Source organism: Kineococcus sp. GCM10028916 (genome assembly GCF_042674865.1).
Lineage (GTDB): Bacteria > Actinomycetota > Actinomycetes > Actinomycetales > Kineococcaceae > Kineococcus.
In genome coordinates, this window is record NZ_JBHTFM010000016.1 from 58,089 (window position 1) to 83,744 (window position 25,656).

Sequence of the window (25,656 nt, forward strand, 5' to 3'; positions counted from 1 at the left end):
GAGCGGCGGCCGTCGGCCGCGGTCCCCATCCGCTCGTGCTCCGACGGCCCTGGCGCCGGGGAAGTGGCGTCAGGACCGGCGGGACAGAGCGGCTGGAGGCCGCGGCCGACGGTCGGTGTCTCGACCTCGATCCGGAGGTCGGGGATCACAGGATCCCCGGGAGGACCTCCTCGCGCTGGCCCGCGAAGGCGGGTTCCACCTCGTCGAGGTAGGTCTCCCAGGTCGGCAGGTCCCAGAGCTCGACGCGGGCGCCGGCACCGATGACGGCGACGTCGCGTTCGAGTCCGGCGTAGGTGCGCAGCAGCGGCGGGACCGTGACCCTCCCCTGCTTGTCCGGCAGCTCGCTCGAGGCACCCGACAGGAAGACGCGCTGGTAGTCGCGCGCCTCCTTGTTGGTGAGCGGCGCCTGCCGCATCTCCTCGTGCATCTGCTGGAACTCCTGCATGGGGAAGATGTAGAGGCAGCGTTCCTGCCCCCTGGTGATGACCAGCCCGTCGAGCAACTGGTCCCGAAAACGAGCCGGGAGGATCAGTCGACCCTTGTCGTCCAGACGCGGTGTGTGGGTTCCGAGGAACACGCGCACCCCCACCCGGACGGGTCGTCGTCCAGTCCTGGCGGACCGGACTCCTCCACCGTACTCCACTTTCCTCCACGGTCAACGTGCATCGACCCGGAGTGACGGTCCGATCGCGCCGTCGACGCAGGTCAGAGGCGTGGGGCGCCGGGGAGGGCCGGTGGAGGGGCGTGGGCTCGCCACGCTGCGCGCACGGCCCGCCAGGCCGTCCGGGAGCCCTTCGAGGAGCGGTCCGCGCGGGTCGTGGAGCGGTGTGGAGGAGCGGGGGGTGGCGGGGTGGAGGGAGGTGGGGGGAACGGGTGTGGGAGTGAACGGGCGGAGCGCCTGTGTCGTGGGGCAGAGTGGAGCCGTCGCGCGCTGGGGTGCTCGGACCTGAGGGGTTCGGGCACCCTTCGGCGGCTCCGGACGTTCGCACCCGCGGACGCCCATCGACGAGACGAGGCCACGTGACCACGACGAGCGCACTCCCGGGCAGCCACTCCGGCGAGCCCCTCGCCCTCGACCCCCGAGAGCTCCCCGCGGCCCTGGAACGCCTGCGCGGCACCGCCGACGCGCTCGCCACGACCGTGGACCGGGTCATCCAGGGCAAGGACGAGACGGTCCGCCTCGCGCTGACCGTCCTGTTCGCCGAGGGGCACCTGCTCGTCGAGGACGTGCCCGGGGTCGGCAAGACGATGCTCGCCAAGACCCTCGCCCGGGCCGTGGACGGGACGGTCCGCCGCATCCAGTTCACTCCCGACCTGCTCCCCAGCGACGTCACCGGGTCGAGCATCTGGAACCAGGAGCGCGGTGCCTTCGAGTTCCGCCCGGGTGCGGTGTTCGCCAACGTCGTCATCGGCGACGAGATCAACCGCGCTTCGCCCAAGACCCAGTCGGCGTTGCTGGAGTGCATGGAGGAGGGCCAGGTGACCGTGGACGGCACCACCTGGAAGCTGGACCGGCCCTTCATCGTCTTCGCCACCCAGAACCCGGTGGAGATGGACGGCACCTACCCGCTGCCCGAGGCGCAGCGCGACCGCTTCATGGCGCGGATCTCGATGGGCTACCCCTCGGCGGACGCGGAACTGACCATGCTCAACGAGCACGGCGGAGCGGCCCCGCTGGACGCCGTGAGCCCCGTCGTGGACGTCGCCGAGGTCCGGCTCCTCGCCCGGGCCGTCCGCAGCGTGCACGCCGCCGAGGCACTGAAGCAGTACGTCGTGGACCTGGTGCGGCGCACGCGGGTGCACCCGGACCTGCGTCTGGGCGCCTCGCCCCGCGCCGCCCTGCACCTGTTGCGGGCGGCCCGCTCCCGGGCTGCGCTCGAAGGGCGTGACCACGTCCTGCCCGACGACGTCCAGGCCCTCGCGGTCCCCGTCGTCTCCCACCGCCTGCTGCTGACCGCGGACGCTCTGCTCGCCGGCCGGGACGGGTCCGACGTGGTCACCGACGTCCTGCGCACGACGGCCCTCCCCTCGCCGCGGTGAGCGCACGGTGAACCAGGGTCCGGTGCGTCTGCGCCCGACCGCGCGGGGGTGGTCCTTCGCCGGCGTCGCGGTGGTGCTGCTGATCGGCGCCCCCGTGCTGGGGCAGCGCGACATCCTGCGGATCGGGGTCCTGCTGGCGGTACTCCTCGTCGTCGCCGGCTGGTCGTCGGTGCGCAGCGCGCGAACCCTCGACCTCGTGACGAGGTCGAAGTCCGAACTGGTCGAGGCAGGGGTCTCCAGCACCGTGCGGTTGACCGTCCTCGGCCGGTCGCGGTCCGGCGTGCGCCTCGTCGTGGAGGACCAGGCTCCGCTGACGCTCGGCGGGACGGCGCGCCTCGCCGTGCCGCGCCTCCGGGAGGGCCAGACCCTCGACCTCGAGTACAAGGTGAGAGCTGAGGTCCGGGGGTCCTACCCCCTCGGACCGGCGACGTTGATCGCCCGTGACGTGTTCGGCCTCCTGACGGCCAGCCGGACCGTCGGCGAGAGCGTCACCCTCGACGTCCTGCCCCGCGTCCACCCGCTGGCCGACCTCACCCTCGGCGAGCTGGGTGGAGCCCGCGGTTCGTCCGCGAGCGCCTCGGCGGCCGCCTCCCCCGACGACGTGTCGATCCGGGAGTACCGCGTCGGCGACGACCTGCGTCGGGTGCACTGGCGCTCCACCGCTCGTCGCGGGTCGGTCATGGTGCGTTCCGACGAGCACCCCGGCCGCCCCGACGTGGTGCTGCTGCTGGACAGCCGGGCCGGGGCGCACGCGGGCCGGGGCGCGGGTTCCTCGCTGGAGTGGGCGGTCAGCCTGACCGCCTCGGCCGCCGTGCACCTGCACCGGCGCGGGCACCGCGTCCGACTGCTGCACGACGGCGCCTTCGACCCCCCGCGCGAGCTCGACGACACCTCCGCCGTCCGCGGGTTGATGCGCTCGCTGGCCCGGTTGCAGCCCGGCTCGCCGGACGGGCTGGCGCGTTCCGCCGCCGCCCTCGGTCGCGCCGAGTCCACCCTGCTGGTCGCGGTCCTCGGTGCCGTCGACGAGGACGACGTCGCTCCGCTGCTGGCCGCGCGTCCGCTCGGGGTGCCCGCCCTGGCGATCCTCGAACGGACCGCGGCCTGGGCGAGTCCCGGTCCGTCGGAGGACGGCGCCGGTCTGCAGCGTGCGCACCTGGTCCTGGCCCGGGCCGGCTGGCGCACCGCGCTCGCCGGTCCCGGTGACCCCGTCTCCGACGTCTGGGCCCGGCTGACCCGCACCGGCGCGCGGGGGGTACCGACGGGGGTCTCCTCCGGCACGGCCGCCGGCGTCAGCGACACGACCCCGCTCACCGACCAGGAGGTCGCCCCGTGACCCGAAGTGCCCGTACCGCCCTGTGGGCGGGAGTCGCGAGCGCCGCCGCCGTCCTCACCCTGCGCCCGCTCGTCGTCTCCTCCGGGTGGGTCGTCGGAGCCCTGGGGATGGTCTGCGCCGTGACCGCCTCGGGGTTGCTGGTCCGGGGGCTGTTCCGTCGTCGGGGGCTCGCCGTCGGGGTGCAGGTCCTCGTCCTGCTGGCGGTGCTCCTCGTGCTGTTCGGCGGCAGCACCACCCTGCTCGGGGTCGTCCCCACGACCAGCACCCCGGGCCGGTTCGTGCAGCTGGCCACCGACGGGGTGCAGGTCATCCGTCGCTACAGCGTGCCGGCCGTCGACCTGCGGGGGCTGCGGTTGCTGCTGGTGACGGGTGCGGGGCTCACGGCTCTCGCCGTGGACCTCTTCGCCGTCACCCTGCGACGGCCCGCGCTGGCGGGCTTGCCGCTGCTCGTCGTGATGGCGGTGTCGTTGGCCCTGGCCCCCGGTGGTTCCGGGGCGATCACCTTCGTGATCGCGAGCATCCCGTTCCTGGTGCTGCTGGCGGGCGACCGTCGCGGGGCCTTCGTGCGCCCGGCCGGGTCCGCCCGCCGTTCGGTCGCAGGGGTGACCGCGAGCGCCACGGCGGCCGTCGCGCTGGTGGCCGCGATCGCCGTGCCCGCGGCGGTCCCGGGCTTGGACGAACGGCCGCTGACCATCGACACCGGCCCGGGCGACACCATCGCGGTGATCAACCCGATCCTGAACCTCAAGGCCAGCTTGGGCGCGCGGTCGGACGCCACGATCCTGACGTACCGGACCGACCAGCCCGATCCCGCGCCGTTGCGGATCGTGACCGCTGACGTGTTCGACGGCGAGACGTGGGCGCCGAGCACGGGGGCGGACATCCCCCGCAGCCAGCGGGTGCAGGACGGGTTGTCACCCGCGCCGGGCCTGTCCGAGGTGGTGCGCGACGCCTCGACGGTGCGCACCACCTCGATCTCGGTGCGCGGGCTGGACCAGACGTACCTCCCGCTGCCGTACCCGAGCCTCGAGGTCGCCATCAACGGCGACTGGCTCTACGAGACCGACAGCCTCAACGTCGTCGGCGACGGTGAGACGACCCGGGGCCGCTCCTACACGGTGAACCACCTCGAGGTGACGCCGACGGAGGACCAGCTGCGGGCCGCCCCCGCGGCACCGGGCGACATCGAGTCGCGTTACACCGAGCTGCCGAAGGACCTGCCCCCGGTCGTGCAGCAGACGGCCGAGCAGGTCACGGGCGGGGCGAGCAACCCGTACGAGAAGGCCGCCGCGTTGCAGCAGTGGTTCCGTTCCACCGGGGGGTTCACCTACTCGACGGACGCCCCCAACGACGGCGGCACGAGTGCGGTCGTGGACTTCCTGACCCAGAAGTCGGGGTTCTGCGTGCAGTTCGCCTCGGCGATGGCCGTGATGGCCCGCTCGCTGGGGATCCCCGCCCGGGTGGCCATCGGGTTCCTGCCCGGTCAGGAGAACTCCACCGGCGGCGACGACGGCACCACCAGCTGGCGGATCAGTGCGCAGGACGCGCACGCCTGGCCGGAGCTGTACTTCGAGGGGGTGGGCTGGACCCGCTTCGAACCCACGCCCGCCACCCGGACCGGTCGGTCGCCGTCCTGGACGGTGCCGGTGACCCCGGTGCCGACGGCGGCTCCGTCCGCCTCGGCCTCGGCGCCCGTCGCCGAGCCGTCCGCCTCCTCCCCGACGGCGACCTCCTCGACCTCGACCGCGACCGCGAGCGGTGCGGCTGACGCTGCGCCGCTGACCGGCTGGGGCCGGGTGGCCGCGCTGCCGTGGGGATGGATCCTCGGGGCCCTGCTGCTGGTGCTGCTGGTCCTCACGCCGTGGGTGTCGGCGGTGGTGACCGGGCGGCGGCGGTGGGCCGGGGTGCACGACACCGGCTCCTCGGCGGAGGCGGCCTGGTCGGAACTGGAGGAACGGGTCCACGACCTGGGGGTGCACTGGTCCCCGTCGACGACGCCCCGTCAGCGGGCGGCGGAGTTGCTGGCGTTCACCGTTCCCGGCTCGCCCGCGGCGGAGGAGGTCCAGCGGATGCGCGCGGCGGTGGAGGGCAACCGCTTCGGCTCCCGGCCCACCGCGGCGGGTTCGGTGCTGGTGGAGTCGCGCACGGCGGCCCAGACCGGGCGTCTGGTCCGCGCCCAGGTCGACGTCGTGGTCGACACCGTGGCGGCGAGCCGGTCGCGGTGGCAGCGGTGGCGGGCGCGGCTGTTCCCGATGGCCGGGGTGCGTCGGCTGCTGGCGTGGTGGGACCGGGACTGAGCGGTCCCCCGGTCACCGGGGTACGACGAGGACGGGCGCCGCGAGGATCTCGCGGCGCCCGTCCTGGTGTTCTGCGTGTGGTCCGCACCGGACCGGGTTCGGTGCGGCGTGGATCACCACTGACCGCGTCGGCGGTCCCACCGTTGCTCGAGGCGTTCCATGAAGGACCCGCTCTTCCGCGACTTGGCCGGTCGCGTCGGGCGTGGGCCACTCGCGGGAGGCTGTCCGGCGGCGGTCCCCGACGTTCCCCGAGCCGGCGAGAAGGCCCAGATCGTGCCGGCGAGCATGACGATGAAACCGCCTGCTCCCAGCCAGATCAGACTCATGCTGGCCCCGATGATGAGGAGCACGAGACCCACCACGACGGCAGCGATGCCGATGAAGAGGCGCCGCTTGGCGGCGCGTCCGTGACGAGAACCTTTCATGGCGTTGGCGAACTTGGGATCGTCCGCGGACAGCGCACGTTCCATCTGCTCGAGCAGACGCTGCTCATGTTCCGAGAGCGGCACCTGTACCTCCTGGCGTGCGCACGTTGAGCTTCAAGGATATGTCCCCGCGGCTGCGGACGAAACTCGGCTTACCACATCGTCGCGTACCGACCGTCGTGCCGTGGTGCTGTTGGCGTGTCTCGTACCTCTGCCGGATGAACGACGCAGCTCTGCAGTCGGTTCCACCGCAGGTCAGACGAGTGTGCCGGATGGCCACCGGGAACGCTCCCCAGGGCCGGGCGATCACCGGGGAGTGAGGAGAGTGGCAGGTCTCACACTCCCGGCTCCGAAGCGGGCACCCGCCTGGTCAACCGCCCCGTCGGCGTCGCGCCACCCGTGGGCCCGTTCCCCGAGGACCAGCTGCCGCGGCTGGGTCGCGGCGTCGGCCAGCCCTTCCAGCCGGACCCCGACCAGGCGCAACCGGGCGCGGTCCAGGGCGAGGGCGTCGAAGAGGTCACGGGCGGTCGTGTGGATCTCCCGGGTGACGTCGGTGCGTTCGCGCAGGGTGCGGGACCGGGTGATCGTCGTGAAGTCGGCGAAGCGGACCTTGAGGACGACCGTGCGTCCGGCCATCCCCGCGGCCCGGGCGCGCGAGGCGGTCCGCTCGGCCAGCCGCAGCAGTTCCCGGTGCACCACCCGGGGGTCGTCGACGTCGCGGGAGAACGTCTCCTCGGAACCGATGCTGCGTTCGGGGGCGACCGCCACGACCCGACGTCCGTCGCGGCCCCAGGCCAGGGCGTGCAGGTGCTTGCCGGTGGCCTCCCCCAACCCGCGCACCAGCGTCGACTCCGGGGTGTGGGCGATGTCGGCGACGGTCCGCAGGCCGAGCCGGGCCAGCGCCTCCTCGGTGCGTTCCCCCACCCCCCACAACGCCGAGACGGGCAGCGCGTGCAGGAAGGCGACCGTCTGGGCGTGCGGGACGACCAGCAGGCCGTCGGGTTTGGCCCCACCGGAGGCGAGCTTGGCGACGAACTTCGTCGAGGCGACCCCGACGGAGCAGGTGATGCCCTGCTCGTCGGCGATCCGGTCACGCAGGGCCGCGCCGATCTGCGCCGGGCGGCCGAGACGGCGGAGCGCACCGGAGACGTCGAGGAAGGCCTCGTCGAGGCTGAGCGGTTCGACGACCGGGGTGACCGACCGGAACACCTCCATGACTCCTGCGGAGATCCGGGAGTAGTCCTCGTGGTGCGGGAGCAGGACGGTGGCGCTCGGACACAACCGCCGGGCGCGGGCCATGGGCATGGCGGCGTGCACGCCGTAGCGGCGGGCTTCGTAGGTCGCGGACAGCACCACCCCGCGGCTGCCGCCGCCGACGATGACCGGGGTGCCGACCAGGTCGGGACGGCGCAGCAGTTCGACGGAGGCGTAGAAGGCGTCCATGTCGACGTGCAGCACCGTGCAGCCGGAGTCGTCGTCGTCCAGTCCCCAGCCACCGGGCGCGCTGGGACGCCGCAGCTGCCGGCGGCTCACCGCCCCCTCCCCGTGGGAGGGAGCGGTTCAGCGGGTCGCGTGCAGGTGCAGGTGGCCGGCGAGGCCGAGCAGCTCCGGTGAGGCCGAGGCCCGCGACTCCAGCTCGCGCAGGAGGGCGAGGGCGTCGTCGGACCCGGTGCCGGCCGAGGGCACGACGTCGCTGAAGGTCCGGGTTCCCTCGACCGCGGTGACGTCGAACCCGACCGCCTCGGCCAGGGCCGTCGCCGAGGCGCGGTCGAAGCGTCGGCGCAGCGGGTCGTGCCCGCTCCAGCGGTGGTCGGGGTCGGAGAGCACGTGCAGCGCCTGGTCGAGGTGACCCGCGAGGACGCGGGAGAGGACGGTGGCCGGCCACTGCGCGACGAGCAGGCTGAGCCGGCCCCCGGGGCGCAGGACCGTGTGCGCGGCCCGGAGCGCAGCGGCCGGGTCGTCCACGACCTCGAGGACACCGTGGCAGAGCAGGACGTCGACGCTGCCGGGTTCGAGGACGGCAGCGAGGTCGGACGCGTCGCCCTGCAGGGAGCGGACCCGGTCCGACAACCCCGCCTCGACGGTGCGGCGCTCCAGCGCGGCCAGGGCGTCGGGCGAGGGGTCGACGACGACGACCCGGTGACCCAGCGCGGCGACCCGCACGGCGAGCCCACCGGTGCCGCCACCGAGGTCGACGACGGTGAGTTCAGCGCTGCCCGGGCCTCCCGACCCCGCAGCCGCCTCGAGCAGGCGTGCGACCCCTTCCCAGAGGACCGTCGACGTGCGGGGACGGCCCCGTTCCTTCGCCACTCGTTCCTCCAGGGTCGTGCGGTTCGTCCGGCCGGTGCTGCGCCTCCCCACCCTAGACACCCCGTACCGCCGTGCCCGTCCGCCATCCCGGTCACCACCCCGAACTGCCCTGGCTGGAGTGCCACAGCTTGCGCGGGGGCTCCTCCCGGTCCTCCTCGGGAGCCTCGGCCCGGCCGATGGACCGGGAGTTGCGGGTGTCCTCGCCCGCCGGTCTCAGGTCGGCGTAGGGCGACTGGCGGAACCCGCTGGCGTGCACCAGCACGCGTCGGGTGCCCATCCCCCCGGCGGAACCGTGCTCCTCGGCGTGCGGGGCCGGGGTCATCACCGGACGGGAGGAACGACTGGCGGCGGCGCCGACGGTCGCGGCGCGGGAGTACTCGGGGTTCGGGGCGCCGGTGATGAGGTCGCGCACGACCTCGATCCCGCCGTCGGTCCAGGCGTCCCACAACACGGGCAGTTCCCAGGCGCCGGTGGCGCGCAACGAGACCCCGCGCGGGCCGGTGCGGCGCAGCACCCCGCGCACCACGAGCAACCAGGAGTGGAAGACCGTCGCGGCGTAGGGACCCTGCGCGTCCTCGAAGAAGGTCGCGTCGAGGGGACCGGTGGTGTCGTCGAGGGTGAGGAAGACGACACGCCGCCCGGAGCGGACCGGCGGGGTCTGGGTGGCGACCTTCACCCCGGCGACGAGCAGTTTGGCGGCGTTGCGCCGCGAACGCAGATCACGGGCCGGGGTGACCTGCAGCGCCCGCAGCAGCGGTGCGTAGAAGTCGACGACGTGCGCACTGACGTCGAGGCCGAGGACGTCGAGTTCCGCCCGGACCCGTTCGGCCCCGGTCATCTCGGGCAACCCGCTGAGCGCGACCTCCTCGGGGGCGTCCCCGAGGTCGAGGGCGAGCTGGACGGTGCGGGCGGAGTCGTCGACGGGCCGGGCGGCCCGGGACTGCGCGGCCGCAGCCGCCCGGACGTCGAGGGGGCCGCTGCGCGGGGCGGTCCTGCGGACGCGGGTGGTGGTGGTGCCGGTGAGCGCGCGGCTCCAGCGGTCGAGTTCGGCGACCTGCAGCAGCAGGTCCCGGCGGGTGGCGCGGCCCCGGCGGGGGACGGCGTCGCCGGCCCGGCCGACCGGACGCATGCCGTGCAGGGAGTCCAGCGCGCCGGCCAGGACGAGACGTTCGGCGATCGGCCGGGTGGGCCGGGCCCGTTGCCAGAGGTCGGCCAGCGACCGGTAGGGCCGGCCGGCGACGATGCGGGTGACCTCGGCCTCGGAGATGCCCTTGACGTCGGTCAACGAGAGCCGGATGCCGAAACCCGTGCCGTCGGCGATGCCCTCCCCCAGGCCGTCGGCGTTGCGCACCCCGCGGCCACCGAGCCAGGGGTCGAGGAGTTCCTGACCGTCGTGCCCGGCCCGGGGCTCGGGCACGTCCACACGTTCGACGCGGTAGGTGTCGCCGGAGGCGTTGACGTCGAGGCCCAGCACCTCGATGCCGAGGTTGCGGGCGTCGTCGAGGATCAACCGCTTCGGGTACATGCCCGGGTCGTGCGTGAGGACCCCGGCCAGGAACGCGGCCGGGTGGTGCGCCTTCAGCCACGCCGACTGGTAGGTCGGCAACGCGAACGCGGCGGCGTGAGCCTTGCAGAACCCGAACGAGGCGAACGCCGTGAGCACCTCCCAGATCCGGTCGACCGTCGCCTCGGGGTACCCGTGCTCGATCGCGCGGCGCTTGAACTGCGGTTCCATCTCCTCCTGACCCGCGCGGGTGCCGAGGTGGCGGCGGTACTCGTCGGAGACCGCGAGGTCGTGGCCGGTGGTGGCCTGGATGAGTTCGATGACCTGCTCGTGGAACACGACCACCCCGTAGGTCTGCTCGAGCACGTGGCGGAGCCGGTCGTCGAGGTACTCCGGCTGCGCCCAGCCCTGCCGGGCTCGCAGGAACGGGTTGACCATGTCCGACTTCACCGGTCCGGGACGGAACAGCGAGATGTCGACGATGACGTCGTGGAAGGTGGCGGGGGCGAACTTGCCGACGAGTTCGCGCTGACCGGGCGACTCGATCTGGAAGCAGCCGAGGGTGCGGGTGGACTGGATCAGCTTGTAGGTGGCCGGGTCGTCCAGCGGTACCTGGTCGCGGTCGTCGAGGTCCACCGTCGTCCTCTCGACGCGTTCGACCTCCTGCACCGCGTAGGCCATCGCCGACTGCATCCGGATCCCGAGGACGTCGAGCTTGAGCAGGCCCATGTCCTCGACGTCGTCCTTGTCGAACTGGCTCATCGGGAAACCCTTCCAGCTGGCCTCCACCGGGGTGCGGTCCAACAGGGCGGGGTTGGACAGCACGACCCCGCAGGGGTGCAGGGCGATGTGGCGGGGCAGACCGTCGAGGCGTTCGACGAGGTCGAAGAAGACGTCGAGGCGTTCCTCCCCCAACCCGCTGCGCCGCAGCTCGGGCAGCTCGTCGATGGCGTTGCGGGCGTCGCGGGCGCGCAGGTGCGGGAACGCCGTGGCGATGGCGTCCACCTCCCCCGGGGGCAGACCCAGCGCCGCACCGACGTCGCGGACGGCGTGGCGCACCCGGTAGCTGTCCATCATCGACACGCAGGTGACGCGTTCGCCGCCGAAGCGGTCGAGGATCGCCTCGTAGACGGCCTCGCGGCGGGCGGACTCGACGTCGAGGTCGATGTCGGGCAACTGCCCACGGCGGGGGTTGAGGAACCGTTCCATGAGCAGGCCGTGCTCGAGGGGTTCGACGTCGGAGATCCCCAGCAGGTGGTTGACCAGGCTGCCCGCGCCCGACCCGCGGGCCGCGACCCGGACGTGCAGGGACCGGGTGAGGTCGCAGACGTCGGCGACGGTGAGGAAGTAGCTGGCGAAGCCGACCTTCCCGATGATCTCGAGTTCCTCGTCGAGGCGGCGACGGACCGCGGCCTCGAGCTTGAGGTCGGCACCGGGGTAGCGCCGGGGGATGCCCGCCTCGGAGCGTTGCCGCAGGACGGCGATCGCCTCGACGTCCGGCGCGAGCCCCAGGGCCTCCCGGTCGGGCAGGTGGTGGGCGCCGATGCCGAGGTCGGTGGCCGGGTCGAGGCGGAGACGCTCGGCCAGGGTCGTCGTGGCGTTCAGGAGTTCCGCGGCCCAGCCGGGGTCGCCGGCGGCACGGGCGACGTCGGCCGCCGTCCGGACCATGTCGGCCGTGGGCAGCAGGTGCCCCTGTCCCGTCGTCCGGTCCAGGTGCCGGGTGCCCAGCGGGACGAGCCGGCGGATCGCGTCGAGCAGGTCGGCGGTGGGGGCCCCGTCGGTTCCGGCGGAGCGGACGGCGGCGGTGAGGACGACGGGGACCCCGACCTCGCGGGCCAGGCCCAGCATCCGGGCGGCGTGCTCGACGCTGCCCGCCGTTCCCGGCGGGGCGTGGTGGCAGACCACCTCGACGTGCAGCGAACCGACGGGCAGCAGGTCCCGCCACCGCTGCAGGACGGACCGGGCGAGGTCGTCGCGTCGGGCGAGCACCGCCCGCCCGAGTTCGGACCCCGGGCCCAGCAGCACGACGAGCGCCGGACGACCCGAGGTGTCGACGGCGTTCGCCGCGACGAGTTCGAGGCTGCTGACCGGGGTTCCGCGCATCCCGCCGAGGTGGGTCTCGCTCACCAGCCGGCACAACCCCGCCCAGCCGCGAGCGGCGCCGGCGCCGTCGGCGCCGAGGGCGAGCACGGTGACCCGGGGCAGCCGGGGGTCGACGACCGCCCCACCGCGGGTGGGGTTGCGGGAGGTGGTGCGGCGCAGGGCGACCGAGGGATCGGCCCAGGCCGGCAGACCGTCGACCAACCCGCTGGGGGCGGTGGCGAGGTCGACGCCGAGGGCGGGGGTGATCCCCGCCTCGCTGCAGGCGCGCACGAACTTCACGGCGCCGTAGAGACCGTCGCGGTCGGTGAGGGCGAGGGTCGGCATGTCGAGTTCGGCGGCCCGGGTGACCAGAGCGGTCGGGGTCGAGGTGCCGTAGCGCAGCGAGTAGCCGGAGGCCACGTGCAGGTGCGTGAACGGGGAGTTCGAGGGTGCGGTGGTGCGCATGGGGACGTCCTTCGAGAACGCGCCCGTGGGGAAGGCCGAGCGGAGTGGTGCGAGGTGCTGGGTCGCGGGCGCGTCCGCCGGTGGTCGCCCGCGGCGGTCAGCCGGCCAGCGGGAGGGCGCTGAGCCCGAGCAGCGATTCCACGACGCGGTGGAACTGCTCGGCGTCGGTGAGGAGTTCCTCGGCGGCAGCCTCGTCGACGACGCCGGTCCGGCCGGCCTCGACCGCGGAACGCAACGGGGCGGTCGCGGCGAACCGCTCGGCCCACGCCTGCAGGGCAGGGTCGAAGGCGGGGAGCATCTCCCAGACGCTGCGGGGGCCGCTGCGCCGGGGACTGGTGGGACGTCCGTGGACGGCGACGAGGGCAGCGCCCGCGCGCAGGGCGGCGAGGTGGGCGTGGACGTAGCGCTCGGCGGTGTCGTCGGAGCGCAGGGCGACGAGCAGTTCGTCCTCGCAGCGCTCGAGCAGGTCGAGAGCAGCGGTGGTCAGCGGGCGCGGGAGACCCTGGGGGACGTCGAGGGTGGCGGGCATCGCGTTCTCCTCCGTGATCGGTCGGTCTGGTGCGGTTCGGTGAGGGGTCGGGCGGCGGGTCAGTCGCTGACGCGCAGCAACTGCCAGCCGTCCGATCCGTCAGGAGAAGGAGTAGCAGCGCCCTCCGACACAGCCGCCGTTCCGGGCGGGACGCGTCGGGCGAGGTCGTAGACACCGACCGCACCGGAGCGCCCGACGCTGGCCTCGACGCGGAAGACCTCGCGTTCGAGGTCGCCGATCTCGAGGACGGGACGGACCGCGGTCGCCGTACCGCCTCCCGTCGGGCCGTCCCCGTGGACGGCGGCGACGGCCGGGTGCTCCCACCAGGCGCTGCGTTCACGCCACCGGGACAGGACCGCGCGCACGAGGTAGAGCCGTCCGTGCCAGACGAACTGGGCGGGTTCGTCGGGCGCCTCCCCCACCGCACCGGACCGGACGTGGACCTCGTCGAAGAACCGTCGCACCGCTGTCACCTTCCCCACTCGAGCCGGCGCTGCGGTGGATCACCCGCAGCGCGGCGAGCCGGGGGAAGCGGCCCGCGACGACACGCCCGGAGCGCGGCCCGCGGAGCTTCCCCTCCCCCCGGACCGCGCCACCGGGCGGTCACCACGTTCGAACACCGGTTCGAACGCAACTCGAAGCTACACCACCCCACTCAGGGGTCGTCAACGGTGAACCGGGTCATCCACAGAGCGGAGAGTCCCTCCCCAGGGACGGAGGGTGAGCGCTCGTGAGGGGTCACCCGAACGGCCGACAGGTTGTCCACAGACGCCGTCCGGCGGTGCCTCCGAGAGCCACGACCGTGCGACCGTGCCGCAGTGATCCAGCTTCACCGCGCCGCCGCACCCCTCGTCGCACTCGCCGCCACCGGCCTGCTCGTCGGGTGTTCGAACGAGACCGTCGCCGCACCCGTCGCGAGTTCCACGACCACCGCGACGAGCGGCCCCGTCGCGACCCCGACGCCGTCGGCCACGCCCGTCGCGACGCCGACCCCGGTGGCGACGAAGGACTTCCCGGTCCCGGAGCAGGACGACCTGAGTCGGACGTTCACGGTGGACGGGGCCGGGACGTTCGCGGCCTACTTCACGCGGGTCCTGAACTACTCACGCGCAACGGGAGACCCCACGTTGCTGCGGTCGATCTCTGATCCCAACTGTGGTGGATGCACCTTCTACGCCGCTGAAATCGATGAATATCGCAGCAAGGGGTACTCATCAGACGGTTTCATCGTCCAGTTCACCGGCACCCGAGTTGACTCCTGGAACCCAGAAGCCGGTGAGATCGGATTGACGATCCTGATCACAAGACCTGCTTTCGACACAACCGACAGCCGCGGGAACATCCTCGGATCCGAGGAAGGGGAATCGAACGGAGAATTCTGGATCGACCTGAACTGGGTCGATGACCACTGGGTGGTGTGGGAGGTTCAATGAGACTCAGGCGCACGGTCATCGCGATAGGAGGCATCCTGCTCTTGCACTGCAACCTCTCCATGGTTCCGGTTTCCGCCGCCGAGACCCGTGACTCGAGAGGCATCGCTCGGGACGGGCACTTCGACATCGGAGCAACCCGAACGAACAGGGACGACTGGGACAGGAAGCCTCGGAACAGATCCGCCCGACAGAACCCCCCCGTCCAGGTCTCCAAGACCCCCGCCTGCGGCCGCAACGGCCCGGAAGGCTCCTTCGGGTCCGACACCTGCCGGGCCTCCATCGCGAACTGCCCACCCGGGCAGTTCCTCGTCACCACCTGGATCCGGACCGGCGACGACGTCCGCTGGGTCAACCAGGGGAACTCCTGCACGAGCGGGGCCACCACCGCGGCACCCGTCGTCCTGCCGACCGTCACCGAGGCCGACCTGCGCCGCGTCCCGCTGCCCGCGAGCCCGGTGAACCTCCAACCCGACGGCGGCGAGGCCCTGCTCAACGTCCCGCTGATCCTGCACACCACCACGGGGACGGTCACCCGGGACACCACTGTCCTGGGCTACCCGGTCACCATCCGCGCCACGCCGACGAGCTGGACGTGGACGTTCGGCGACGGTTCCACCCTGGGGCCCACCGAGGACCCCGGAAACCCCTACCCCCACCAGAGCCTCACCCACACGTACACCGCGGCGGGCGACCGGGAGATCACCCTCACCACCACCTACACCGGCGAGTACACGATCGCGGGGCTCCCCTACCGACCCATCGACGGCACCGCCTCGGTGACGTCCGCTCCGACCCCGGTCCACGTCCTCACGGGATCCACCGTCCTCACGCGCTGACCTGCACGAACGTCTCCTGGACGCTCGGCGCGACGGGGCGCGCGAACCGGCCTACCGTGGTGGTGCATGAGGTGGACGGTGCTGCAGGAGACTCCTGGGAACGGAGGGCCGGCCACCGTCACGCCCCCCGCCGTAGAGGCCACCGCGACCGCTCTCGTCGACCTGGGCGGCGCGGGTGAGGTCCTCGAGGTGCCGGCGACCCTGCGGAACCCGGCCGAGCTCGCGGAGCACCTCGGGGTCCCGCTCGCCGCCGTGGCGACCACGGCCGTGCTGAAGACCCGGGACGGCAGGCACCTGCTGGTCGTGGCCTCCGCGACGCACCCGATCTTCCTGCCCACCCTCGCCGGGGTGCTCAGCGAACCGGAACTCCGGTGGGACGACGACTCTGAAGTGCTGCGCCGCACCGGATCCGTCCTGGGATCGGCGTCGCCCATCGGACTCACCGCGGAACTGCCGACCTTCGTGGACGTGGCCCTGGCCCCGTACCCGGCGATCTGGGTCCCGGCCGGACACCCGCACGCCGTGTTCCGCACCCGCTACGACGAGCTCCTCCGCCTCACCAGCGGGCACCCCGTCGAGATCGGATGACCGAACTCCTCGAGGGGTTCGCCGTCCACCACGCCGGGTCCACCGCCCCCGAGGCACCGGTCGTCGTCCTCGTCCACGGACTCGGCGGCGCCGCGAGCACGTGGGACCCCCTCGTCCCACACCTCGCCACCGACCACAGCCTCCTGGTCGTCGAGCTCCCGGGGCACGGGGTCAGCCCGGCGATCGACAGCGCCCAGATGAGCCCCCGGGCACTCGGTGCCCGACTGCACCGGCTCACCGCCACCCTCGCGAGCCGGCAGGGACGCACCGTCCACCTGGTCGGGCACTCCCTCGGCGGCTGGATCTGCCTGGAGGCCGCGGCGGAACCCGGGGCCCGCGACACCATCGCCAGCGTCACCGCCTTCACTCCCCCGGGGCTCTGGACCACCCCCCGCCGACGGCCGCCGCTGCTGCCGACCGGTCAGCAGTTCGCCCGCCTCGCCGGCCGGTTCCCGAGCGAACTCGTCACGACCAGGATCGGGCGGACGCTGGCCCTCGGAGCGACCAGCACCGCACCCCGCCGCCTGCCGGCCGAGGTCGTGCGCGCGGCGGTGCGGTCCATCGCCGCCGCACCCGGGTACGCCGGCGCGGACGCCGGCATCGCGGGCGGAGCGTTCACCCGGGGCGGTGCGGTGCTGGTCCCGGTGACGGTCGTGACGGGTCTGCGGGACCGGGTGCTGCCGCCGTCGTTCGTGGTGCGGGCCTGCGCGCCGCCGCAGACGCACTGGCTGGAGTGGGAGGACTGCGGTCACGTCCCGGTGTGGGACCGGCCCGCGGACTGCGCCACCGTCGTCCGCGACCGGCTGCGCACCGCGTAGCCTCACCGGGTGCCCACCCCTGAGATCGTCACGCTCGACGTCTGGAAGGTTGCGGCGCAGACCGTTCCGAGGGCGCTGTGGCGGATGGCCGTGGACCGCCGGACGGTGACGCGGCTGCCGGGAGCGCAGTTCGCGAAGCTCCTGGGCACCGGTGACGGCACGACCTTCACGGTCCGCGACGCGGACCCGCTGCACTGGGCCGTCCTGGTCGCCTGGAACTCCCGGGCCGACGCGGACCGCTACGAGGACTCGCGGCCGGTCCGCGCCTGGCGGGGTTTCGCCGCCGAGCGGTTGCAGGTCCGCCTGGCCCCGCTGAGCAGCCGCGGCAGCTGGTCCGGGCGCGAACCCTTCGGCGGGTCCCGGTCGGCGCCGGACGACGGCGGGCCGGTGGCCTCGATCACCCGCGCCCGGTTGCGACCGACGAAGGCGCCCTCGTTCTGGCGGGCGGTCCCGCCCGTCGCCGCCGACCTGCACACCGTGCCCGGGTTGCGGTGCGCGATCGGGGTGGGTGAGGCGCCGCTGGGGTACCAGGGGACGTTCTCGTTGTGGGAGTCGACGAAGGCGATGCGGGAGTTCGCCCACCGCCGCAGCGCCCACCGCGAGGTCATGGCCGCCACCCCGCGGGAAGGCTGGTACGCGGAGGAACTGTTCGCTCGGTTCCGGGTGCTGGAGGTCCGCGGGACGTTGGACGGAGCGGTGCCCTGAGGCCGGCCGGGGCTCGTGTCGGAGCCGACTCCTAGAGTGCTGGGGTGCCTCCCAAACTCGCGCCGCTCCTGACCGGGGTCCTCACCGGGGCGGCCGTGCTCACGCAGATCGCCCACCCGCTGCTGCGGGGCGAGACCCTGCGCCGCACGACGATCGGATCGGTCGCGGCCTTCTCCGCGGCGGCCCTCGGTGACGCGGCCCGCCGGGGCGGTGCGCGCGGGACGGTGACGACCCTGGCCGTCGCGGGCGGTCTCGGCCTGCTGGCCGAGGCGGTGGGTACCCGCACGGGGAAACCCTTCGGGCGCTACCGCTACGCCGGGACCCTCGGTCCGCAGGTGCTGGACGTGCCGGTGGTCGTCCCGCTGGCGTGGACGATGCTGGCCCAGCCGGCGGTCCGGCTCGGACGGCGCCTGGCCCGGGAGCTGCCCCGGGAGTGGTCCCGCGGACGACGTGACGTCGTGGTCGTCGTCACGGCCGCGTGGACGCTGGCCAGCTGGGACCTCTTCCTCGACCCGCAGATGACCGCCGCGGGCCACTGGGTCTTCGCCGACCCCCACCCGCACCTGCCGGGGGTGGCGGGCATCCCCCTGGGCAACTACGCGGGCTGGTTGCTGACGGCCCTCGTGATCTGCGCGGCGCTGCACCGGGCCCTGCCGGCGGAGGACGAGGACCCGCAGACCGTCCCCGCGACCCTGCTCGGCTGGACCTGGCTGGGCTCGACGCTGGGCAACGCGGTGTTCTTCCGGCGTCCCGTCGTGGCCGCCTACGGCGGGGTCGCGATGGGGCTCACCGTCCTCCCCTACCTCCGCGTGGTGCTCGGGGGTCGGCGGTGAACTGGTGGCGCACCCTCACCTGGGCCGGGACGGCGAGCGCCGTGGCGCTGACCGCCCACTCGCTGGTGAACGCCCGCGCGTTGCGGCTCCCTCCGCTCGATCCACCGCCGGTCCCGGGACGGATCAGCGTGCTGGTGCCGGTGCGCGACGAGGAGGACCGCGTCGAGGCCTGCCTGACCTCGCTCCTGGACCAGCTCAGCGTCCCCGACTACGAGGTGCTCGTCCTGGACGACGCCTCGACCGACCGCACGGGCGACATCGTCGCGGCGATCGCCGCCGCCGACCCACGGGTCCGGTTGCTGCGCAGCGACGGCCCGGAGCCGGGGTGGCTGGGGAAGACCCACGCCTGCCACCTGCTGGCCCGGGCCGCCGGGGGTGAGGTCCTGGTCTTCGTGGACGCGGACGTGGTGCTCGCCCCGCACGCCGTGGCGGCGGGGGTCGACCTGCTGCGCAGCACCGGCCTGGACCTGGTCAGTCCCTACCCCCGCCAGCTCGCCGACACCTGGAGCGAGCGGCTCGTGCAGCCGTTGTTGCAGTGGTCCTGGCTGACGACGTTGCCGCTGCGGCGGGCGGAGGTCTCGCCGCGGGCGAGCCTCGCCGCCGCGAACGGGCAGTTCCTCCTCGTCGACACCGCCGCCTACCGCGACGCGGGCGGGCACGCGGCGGTGCGGGCCGAGGTCCTCGACGACCTGGCCCTGCTGCGGTCGGTGAAGGCGCACGGTGGGCGCGGTGGGGTCGCCGACGGCACGGCGCTGGCGACGTGCCGGATGTACGGCGGCTGGGACGAACTGCGCGAGGGGTACGCGAAGTCGTTGTGGTCGGCGTTCGGGTCGGCCCCCGCGGCGGGCGCCGTGGGTGCGGCCCTGGCCCTGGCCTACCTCGTGCCGCCGGTCGCGGCCCTGACGGGGTCGAAGGCGGGGGCGCTCGGCTACCTCGCCGGCGTCGTCGGCCGCTACGCGGCGGCGGAGCGCACCGGTGGCCGTTCCGTCCCGGACGCGTTCGCGCACCCGGCCTCCATCGCCGTCTTCCTCGGGCTGCTGGCCGACTCCTGGCGTCGCCACGGCCGGGGCGAACTGACCTGGAAGGGGCGGACGCTCTGAGCACCGTCGTCGTCATCGGGGCGGGCCTCGGGGGGTTGTCGGTCGCGGCGCGACTGGCTGCCCTCGGGCACCGCGTGGAGCTCTTCGAGCAGGCCGAGGAGGTCGGCGGGAAGCTCGGCTGGTTCAGCCGGGACGGGTTCTCCTTCGACACCGGTCCGTCGCTGCTGACGCTGCCCGCGGTGCAGCGCGACCTGTTCCTCAAGACGGGTGACCCGATCGAGTCGGTGCTGGACGTCGTCCCGCTCGACCCGATCGCGCACTACCGCTTCGCCGACGGCACGGAACTCGACCTGCCGGGGGGCGGGCTGCCGGTCGTCGCCAAGGCCCTGGACGAGGCTCTCGGGGCGGGGACGGGAGCGCAGTGGACGGCGTTCCACCGCCGCGCCGCGGCGATCTGGGACGTGGCCCGCGAACCGTTCCTCGAGTCCCCCCTGGAGGGTTCGCGGACGCTGGTCCGGCTGGCCCGCAGACGCTCCGACGTCACCACGGTGGCCCCGTGGGCGAGTCTGCGGGGGTTGGGACGGCACTACCTGAGCGACCCACGGCTGCGGGTCCTGCTGGACCGCTACGCCACCTACTCCGGGTCCCACCCCGCGAAGGCGCCCGCCGCGCTGGCGACGGTGCCCTTCGTCGAACAGGCCTTCGGCGCCTGGTACGTCCGCGGCGGGTTGCACGGGCTGGCACGCGCCGTCGCGGACCGAGCGGGTGAGCTGGGGGTGCGGATCCACACCGGGACCCCGGTCGCCGCCGTGCTGAACGAGGGGGTCCGCGCGAGCGGGGTCCGCCTCGCCGACGGCACCGAGGTGCGCGCCGACGTCGTCGTCTCCGCGGTGGACGCTGCGCAGCTGTACCGGACGCTGCTGCCCCGACCGCGGCTGGCGCCCCGCCGCTCGCGCCGCTCGACGTCGGGGTTCGTCCTGCTGCTGGCCCTGGACGGGCGGACCCCGGGGCTGCGCCACCACACGGTCCTCTTCCCCGACGACTACGACGCGGAGTTCGCCGACCTCGCCGCCGGCCGGCCGGTGGCGGACCCGACGGTCTACGTCAGCGCCCCCGACGACCCGGCGCTGCGCCCGGACGAGAACTCCGAAGCCTGGTTCGTCCTGGTCAACGCCCCCGTCCACGACCCGGAGCGCGGCACCGACTGGAGCGCGCCCGACCTCGTGCGCCGGCACACCCGCACGGTGCTGGAGACCATGGCGTCGCGCGGTCTGGACGTCCGGAACAGGCTGCGCTGGAGCGAGGTCCGCACGCCCGCCGACCTCGAACGCCTCACCGGCAGCGACGGCGGGGCGATCTACGGGACGGCCAGCAACGGGGCGCGCTCGGCCTTCCTGCGCCCGGCGAACCGCTCGCCCGTCCCAGGGTTGTTCCTCGTCGGGGGCAGTTCGCACCCGGGTGGAGGGTTGCCCCTGGTGGGTCTCTCGGCGAGGATCGTCACCGACCTCATCGGGCCGGCCTAGAGCCGGCGGCCGACCGCGGTCGCGACCTGCACCAGCCCGATGAAGCCGAGCACGGCCCACACCCCGGCGCCGAGCGTCGCCCAGTCCAGCCAGACGACGACGGCAGTGGCGGCGGCGCAGGAGGCGGCGATCGCGAGCCGGACGGGGCGTTCGGCGACGGAGACGATCCGCACGTCGTCGACGCCGAGGCCCTGACCCCGCGCGCGCAGGTACTCCTGCAGCTGGGCGAACCCGCCCGCGGTGAGGACCAACCAGGCCGGGGCGCCGCACCCCCAGAGCACGACGGCGCACGCGGCGTCGCCGACCCGGTCGCAGGCCGCGTCGAGCAGCGCACCGCGGCGGCTGGTCCGGCCCGTCATGACCGCGACGGCACCGTCGAGGTTGTCGAAGATCCCGGCGATCACGAGGAGCGCCCCGGCCACCACCGCCGCCACCCCGCCGCGGCCGCCGAGGACGGCGACGACCCCCGCCACGACCGCGAGGGCACCGCCGGACAGCGTGATCGCCGCCGGGGGGACACCGGCCCCGGCGAGCGGGCGGGCGAGGGCGTGCGCCGCGCTGAGCCAGCCGCGGACGAGGGCGTTGGCGTGCGTTCCACCGTGCAGTGCGCGCCAGGTGCGCAGGTACGCCTCTCGATCCATCGCCACGGACCCAACGGTAGAGCCCAACCCGCCCGTGACCCGCCGGTGACCAGCGCGGACGCGCGTTCGCCTGCCGCCAGGGGGGTGCTTAGAGTGCACCTGTGCCGCCCGCCTCCCCCGCCCACCCGACGGTGACCAGCGATCTGCGACGTGCCGTCTCGGAGGTCCTCGACGACTTCCTGCGGGACCAGGCCGCGGTCCTGAGCGAGGTCAGTGACGACTGCACGCCGATCCTCGACGCGATCTCGTCGTTGCTGTCCGGCGGGAAGCGGTTACGTCCGGCGTTCTGCTACTGGGGTTTCCGCGGCGTCGGTGGCGACCTCCCCGACGAGGGCATCGTGACCGCCGCCGCGTCGCTGGAACTCTTCCAGGCGGCGGCGCTCATCCACGACGACGTGATGGACGACTCCGACACCCGCCGGGGCCAGCCCGCCGTGCACCGCCGTTTCGCGTCGCTGCACGCGGCGCAGGGCTGGGACGGCAGCGGCGAGCGGTTCGGGCTGGCCGGGGCGGTCCTCGCGGGCGACCTGTGCCTGGGGTGGAGCGACGAACTCTTCTCCCGGGCCCGCCTGGACCCCGACGCCCTGGACCGCGGCCGGCGGATCTTCAACGTGATGCGCACGCAGCTCATGGGCGGGCAGTACCTCGACATGCTCGAGCAGGCGTCCTCGGACCAGCGCGGCGCCGCCGGCGCCGTGGACCGGGCCCGGCGGGTCGTGACGTTCAAGAGCGCGAAGTACTCCATCGAGCACCCGCTGCTGCTGGGGGGCTCGCTGGCCGGGGCCTCGACCGACCTGCTGGCCGACTACTCGCGCTTCGGGCTGGCCCTGGGTGAGGCGTTCCAGCTGCGCGACGACGTCCTGGGCGTGTTCGGTGACCCCACCGAGACGGGCAAACCCGCTGGGGACGACCTCCGGGAGGGCAAGCGCACCGTGCTGGTCGGTCTGGCCGTGCAGGCCGCCGACCCCGCCCAGGCCGCGCAGATCAGGCGCTACCTGGGTTCCCCCGACCTGGACGCCTCGGGCGTCCAGACCTTGCGACAGGTTCTGGTGGACACCGGTGCCCTGACTGGAGTGGAGAAGATCATTTCCGAACAGGTAGACGTGGCCTGCGCGACGCTGGACGCCGCCGACGTGAGCGAACCGGCCCGCGCCGCACTGCACGAACTCGTCGTCGCCGCCACGAGCCGTCGCTCGTGAGCGCCCTCGATCGCACCCTCGACTGGTTGCCGGGCCGCACCCGGCACGTGAGCGGCCCCAGCGAGAACGTCGTCGTGGTCGGGGCCGGCCTCGCCGGGCTGTCCACGGCGATGCGCCTGGCCGGTGCCGGACGCAAGGTCACCGTCCTGGAACGGGAGGACGTGCCGGGTGGTCGCGCCGGCCTGGTGGTGACGGACACGGCGGACGGGCAGTACCGCTTCGACACCGGTCCGACGGTCCTCACCATGCCGGACCTCATCGCCGACTGCTTCGACGCCCTCGGCGAGGACATGAACGACTGGCTGGACCTGCAGCCCGTCGACCCGCTCTACCGCGGGAACTTCGCCGACGGTTCGAGCCTCTACGTCTCCTCGGACGTGGAGCGGACCGCAGTGGAGATCGAGAAGCTCTGCGGCGCAGCGGAGGCCGACGGCTACCGGCGGTTCGTCCAGCACGTCGCGAACCTCTACCGCTACGAGATCCGCGACTTCATCGACTCCAACATCGACACCCCGCTGGACCTGCTCAAGCCGAACCTCGTGCGCCTGCTGGCGGCCGGGGGCTTCAAGAAGATGGCCCCCGAGGTCGGGAAGTTCCTCAAGGACCCGCGGACCCAGCGGATGTTCTCCTTCCAGGCCCTCTACGCGGGGCTGTCCCCCTACGACGCCCTCGCGCTCTACGCCGTCATCGCCTACATGGACTCCGTCGCGGGGGTCTTCTTCCCCAAGGGCGGCATGCACGCGCTGCCGACGGCGATGGCGGCCGCGGCGGAGAAGCACGGGGTGCAGTTCCACTACGGCACGACCGTCACGAAGGTGGAGCACCACGGCGGACGGGCCACCGCGGTCCTCACCGCGGACGGGCGCCGGTTCCCCGCCGACGTCGTCGTGCTCAACCCCGACCTCCCGGTCGCCCGGGAGCAGCTCCTCGGGGACCCGGTGCGGCGCAAGCTGACCTTCTCCCCCTCCTGCTACCTCCTGCTGGCCGGGTCCTCGAAGGACTACCCCGACCCCGTCCACCACTCGATCCACTTCGGCGACGCGTGGGAGCAGGTGTTCGCCGAACTCCTCGACGGGCGGCTGATGAGCGACCCCTCGGTCCTCGTCTCGCGTCCGACGGTCTCCGACCCGTCGCTGGCCCCGGCCGGCAAGCACGTCTACTACGTGCTCTTCCCGACGCCGTCGCTCTCGGCGGGCTCGAGCCGGATCGACTGGGACACCCACGCCCCGCGCTACCGCGAACACGTCCTGGAGGTCATGGAGCAGCGCGGCTACGAGGGCTTCGGCGACTCCCTCGAGGTCGAGGACGTCGCCACCCCGGCCGACTGGGAACGCCGGGGCATGGCCGACGGCGCCCCGTTCGCGTCCTCCCACCTGTTCCGTCAGACCGGGCCGTTCCGGCCGGGGAACATGTGGGGCGAGAACGTCGTCTTCACCGGCTCCGGGACCCAGCCCGGGGTCGGGGTGCCGATGGTGCTCGTCTCGGGCCGGTTGGCGGCCGAGCGCGTGACGGGCCGGGACCGCTCGTACCGTTCGCGCGCCTGGCGCAGCGTGTGAAGCTGCCCCGCAGCAGCGCCGCGGCCCTGGACGCGGCCGCGGCGACCGACCCCGCGCTGCACGACCCGGAACTGCGCGCCGCGTTCGAGACCTGCCGGCGCCTGCACGCCGACCACGGGAAGACGTACTACCTGGCGACGTTGCTGCTGCCCGCGGCGAAGCGCCCCTACGTGTGGGCGCTGTACGGGTTCGCCCGCTACGCCGACGAGTTCGTCGACTCCTTCACCGACCCCGACCCGGACGCCCTCGTCGCGTGGTCCGACGACTTCCTGAAGTCGTTGGACGAGGACGGCCCGCACGACCCGGTCGGGCGGGCGATGGCGGTGACGATGCGCCGTTGGGACATCCCGCGGGAGCAGGTCGAGGCGTTCCTGGACTCGATGCGGATGGACATCACCGAGACCGGGTACCCCACCTACGCGGACCTCGACCGCTACGTCTACGGGTCCGCGGCGGTCATCGGTCTGCAGATGCTGCCGATCCTGGAGCCGCTCACCCCGGCCGCCGTCGCGCCGGCTCGCGCCCTGGGTGTGGCGTTCCAGCTGACGAACTTCATCCGCGACGTCGGTGAGGACCTCGACCGCGGTCGGGTCTACCTGCCCGGTGAGGACCTCGCGCGGTTCGGGCTGACCCGCGAGGACCTCTTCGCCGCGCGCAGGGCGGGGACGACACCGCAGGCCGTCCGCGACCTGCTCGCCTTCGAGACCCAGCGGACCCGGGAGCTGTACGCCGAGGCGGAGCTCGGGCTGGACATGGTCCACCCGACCAGCCGGGACTGCCTGCGCACGGCGTACCTGCTCTACGGCGGGATCCTCGACGAGGTCGAGCGCGCCGGGTACGACGTCCTCGCACGCCGGGTGCGGGTCAGCGGACGCCGTCGCCTGGCCGTCGCCCTGCCCGGCCTGATCCGGGCCCGGCGGGCGCGCCGCGAGGAGTCGCGGTGGCGGACCGCTGCCCGCTGAGGTCCCCGCCGACGGCCTCGCTGGGACCAGCGAGGTCGTCGGGCGCGGTCCTCAGAAGCTGAGGGCCTGCGCGCGGCGGCGGATCTCGGTCTTGCGGTTCGCCTTCAACGCGTCGACGGGCGTACCCGGCAGCGTGTCGTCCGGCGTGTAGAGCCACGCGATGGACTCGGTGTCGGTGAAGCCGGAGTCGGCGAGCACCGACAACGTGCCCTTCAGGTGGTTCAGCGGCCCCTCGGGGGTGACGAACCCGGCGGGGACCTGCGCGACGGCACGTTCCCCACGACGGACGGCCACCAGTTCACGTTCCTGCAGCCAGCGCCGGACCTCGCGCTGGTCGACGCCGGCCACCTCGGCCACGTCGGGGACGGTCAGCCACTCGGGGACGAGGGCGTCCAGTTCGTCGGTACCCGTCTCACGGGCGATCTCTGCTCTCAGCGGTGCAACCACCCCACCAGTCTGCCGCCTCGCGACGCGCCCGCCCACCTCCCCCGACGAAGTCACGCTCTCCACCATCGTTGGGGTGGTGGTGTCGGGAGC

General features: G+C 73.6%; 22 protein-coding genes and 1 pseudogene. 14 read left to right on the forward strand and 9 right to left on the reverse strand.

Annotated elements, in window-relative coordinates; translation table 11 throughout:
* Positions 1-145 precede the first annotated feature (145 nt).
* A complete protein-coding gene (gene mraZ, locus ACFQ46_RS14115) occupies positions 146-577 on the reverse strand; it encodes a division/cell wall cluster transcriptional repressor MraZ (protein WP_328295686.1) in 432 nt (143 codons plus the stop codon).
* 443 nt (positions 578-1,020) lie between these two features.
* On the opposite strand from mraZ, the gene ACFQ46_RS14120 reads away from it, so the two are divergent.
* From ACFQ46_RS14120 to ACFQ46_RS14130, 3 genes are read left to right on the forward strand one after another with little or no spacing between them, the layout of a single operon-like run.
* Complete coding sequence (locus ACFQ46_RS14120; RefSeq protein ID WP_380260049.1) at positions 1,021-2,040, forward strand: AAA family ATPase; 1,020 nt, start codon at positions 1,021-1,023, stop codon at positions 2,038-2,040.
* 7 nt (positions 2,041-2,047) lie between these two features.
* Positions 2,048-3,373: a DUF58 domain-containing protein gene (locus ACFQ46_RS14125; RefSeq protein WP_380260050.1), complete on the forward strand. Its 1,326-nt coding sequence runs from the start codon at positions 2,048-2,050 to the stop codon at positions 3,371-3,373.
* A complete protein-coding gene (locus ACFQ46_RS14130; protein ID WP_380260051.1) occupies positions 3,370-5,670 on the forward strand; it encodes a transglutaminaseTgpA domain-containing protein in 2,301 nt (766 codons plus the stop codon). The genes ACFQ46_RS14125 and ACFQ46_RS14130 overlap by 4 nt, the downstream gene beginning before the upstream one ends.
* Positions 5,671-5,783: 113 nt before the next feature.
* Here ACFQ46_RS14130 and ACFQ46_RS14135 read toward each other — a convergent pair whose 3' ends face one another.
* From ACFQ46_RS14135 to ACFQ46_RS14160, 6 genes are all read right to left on the reverse strand, one after another.
* Positions 5,784-6,179: a DUF3040 domain-containing protein gene (locus tag ACFQ46_RS14135; RefSeq protein ID WP_328295682.1), complete on the reverse strand. Its 396-nt coding sequence runs from the start codon at positions 6,177-6,179 to the stop codon at positions 5,784-5,786.
* Positions 6,180-6,401: 222 nt separating this feature from the next.
* Positions 6,402-7,628, reverse strand: coding sequence for a DNA polymerase IV (gene dinB / locus ACFQ46_RS14140; protein WP_380260052.1), 1,227 nt, complete (start codon positions 7,626-7,628; stop codon positions 6,402-6,404).
* A 27-nt stretch (positions 7,629-7,655) separates the two neighbouring features.
* Positions 7,656-8,456, reverse strand: a complete 801-nt coding sequence (locus ACFQ46_RS14145) for a methyltransferase domain-containing protein (protein ID WP_380260053.1) — start codon at positions 8,454-8,456, stop codon at positions 7,656-7,658.
* Between the two features lie 40 nt (positions 8,457-8,496).
* The gene (locus tag ACFQ46_RS14150; protein ID WP_380260054.1) at positions 8,497-12,456 is read right to left on the reverse strand and encodes a DNA polymerase III subunit alpha; all 3,960 of its coding nucleotides are present in this window, start codon (positions 12,454-12,456) and stop codon (positions 8,497-8,499) included.
* A 97-nt stretch (positions 12,457-12,553) separates the two neighbouring features.
* Positions 12,554-12,985: an SAV_6107 family HEPN domain-containing protein gene (locus ACFQ46_RS14155; RefSeq protein ID WP_380260055.1), complete on the reverse strand. Its 432-nt coding sequence runs from the start codon at positions 12,983-12,985 to the stop codon at positions 12,554-12,556.
* 59 nt (positions 12,986-13,044) lie between these two features.
* Positions 13,045-13,449 carry a DUF6504 family protein gene (locus ACFQ46_RS14160; RefSeq protein WP_380260056.1) on the reverse strand — a complete coding sequence of 135 codons (405 nt, stop codon included), beginning with the start codon at positions 13,447-13,449 and terminating at the stop codon, positions 13,045-13,047.
* A gap of 354 nt (positions 13,450-13,803) precedes the next feature.
* Between ACFQ46_RS14160 and ACFQ46_RS14165 the strand changes: the two genes are divergently transcribed.
* The 8 genes from ACFQ46_RS14165 to ACFQ46_RS14200 all read left to right on the forward strand — a co-directional run bounded on the left by ACFQ46_RS14165 (position 13,804) and on the right by ACFQ46_RS14200 (position 20,761).
* Positions 13,804-14,418 carry a DUF6318 family protein gene (locus ACFQ46_RS14165; protein ID WP_380260057.1) on the forward strand — a complete coding sequence of 205 codons (615 nt, stop codon included), beginning with the start codon at positions 13,804-13,806 and terminating at the stop codon, positions 14,416-14,418.
* Between the two features lie 59 nt (positions 14,419-14,477).
* The gene (locus ACFQ46_RS14170) at positions 14,478-15,254 is read left to right on the forward strand and encodes a PKD domain-containing protein (RefSeq protein ID WP_380260058.1); all 777 of its coding nucleotides are present in this window, start codon (positions 14,478-14,480) and stop codon (positions 15,252-15,254) included.
* 66 nt (positions 15,255-15,320) lie between these two features.
* Positions 15,321-15,842: an aminoacyl-tRNA deacylase gene (locus ACFQ46_RS14175; protein ID WP_380260059.1), complete on the forward strand. Its 522-nt coding sequence runs from the start codon at positions 15,321-15,323 to the stop codon at positions 15,840-15,842.
* The gene (locus ACFQ46_RS14180; protein ID WP_380260060.1) at positions 15,839-16,660 is read left to right on the forward strand and encodes an alpha/beta fold hydrolase; all 822 of its coding nucleotides are present in this window, start codon (positions 15,839-15,841) and stop codon (positions 16,658-16,660) included. The genes ACFQ46_RS14175 and ACFQ46_RS14180 overlap by 4 nt, the downstream gene beginning before the upstream one ends.
* Positions 16,661-16,669: 9 nt before the next feature.
* Positions 16,670-17,365, forward strand: coding sequence for a monooxygenase (locus tag ACFQ46_RS14185; protein ID WP_380260061.1), 696 nt, complete (start codon positions 16,670-16,672; stop codon positions 17,363-17,365).
* A 44-nt stretch (positions 17,366-17,409) separates the two neighbouring features.
* Complete coding sequence (locus ACFQ46_RS14190; protein WP_380260062.1) at positions 17,410-18,198, forward strand: carotenoid biosynthesis protein; 789 nt, start codon at positions 17,410-17,412, stop codon at positions 18,196-18,198.
* The gene (locus tag ACFQ46_RS14195; RefSeq protein ID WP_380260063.1) at positions 18,195-19,298 is read left to right on the forward strand and encodes a glycosyltransferase family 2 protein; all 1,104 of its coding nucleotides are present in this window, start codon (positions 18,195-18,197) and stop codon (positions 19,296-19,298) included. The genes ACFQ46_RS14190 and ACFQ46_RS14195 overlap by 4 nt, the downstream gene beginning before the upstream one ends.
* A complete protein-coding gene (locus ACFQ46_RS14200; protein WP_380260431.1) occupies positions 19,295-20,761 on the forward strand; it encodes a phytoene desaturase family protein in 1,467 nt (488 codons plus the stop codon). The genes ACFQ46_RS14195 and ACFQ46_RS14200 overlap by 4 nt, the downstream gene beginning before the upstream one ends.
* Here the strand turns inward: ACFQ46_RS14200 and ACFQ46_RS14205 are convergent.
* Positions 20,758-21,402, reverse strand: coding sequence for a CDP-alcohol phosphatidyltransferase family protein (locus ACFQ46_RS14205; protein ID WP_380260432.1), 645 nt, complete (start codon positions 21,400-21,402; stop codon positions 20,758-20,760). The two genes, ACFQ46_RS14200 and ACFQ46_RS14205, sit on opposite strands and share 4 nt — an antisense overlap.
* A 101-nt stretch (positions 21,403-21,503) precedes the next feature.
* Here ACFQ46_RS14205 and ACFQ46_RS14210 point away from each other — a divergent pair, with 101 nt between their 5' ends.
* The 3 genes and pseudogenes from ACFQ46_RS14210 to ACFQ46_RS14220 all read left to right on the forward strand — a co-directional run bounded on the left by ACFQ46_RS14210 (position 21,504) and on the right by ACFQ46_RS14220 (position 25,119).
* Entirely contained in the window at positions 21,504-22,601 is a 1,098-nt protein-coding gene (locus ACFQ46_RS14210; RefSeq protein WP_380260064.1) for a polyprenyl synthetase family protein, read from the forward strand.
* Positions 22,496-24,157 (forward strand): annotated as a pseudogene (gene crtI, locus ACFQ46_RS14215) (phytoene desaturase family protein); the annotation flags it as partial. The gene ACFQ46_RS14210 and the pseudogene crtI, both read left to right, overlap by 106 nt.
* A 2-nt stretch (positions 24,158-24,159) precedes the next feature.
* Positions 24,160-25,119 (forward strand): phytoene/squalene synthase family protein, encoded by a 960-nt coding sequence (locus ACFQ46_RS14220; RefSeq protein WP_380260433.1) that lies wholly within the window; start codon positions 24,160-24,162, stop codon positions 25,117-25,119.
* A 51-nt stretch (positions 25,120-25,170) separates the two neighbouring features.
* Here the strand turns inward: ACFQ46_RS14220 and ACFQ46_RS14225 are convergent, their stop codons facing one another.
* Positions 25,171-25,566 (reverse strand): Rv2175c family DNA-binding protein, encoded by a 396-nt coding sequence (locus ACFQ46_RS14225; protein ID WP_380260065.1) that lies wholly within the window; start codon positions 25,564-25,566, stop codon positions 25,171-25,173.
* Positions 25,567-25,656 lie beyond the last annotated feature (90 nt).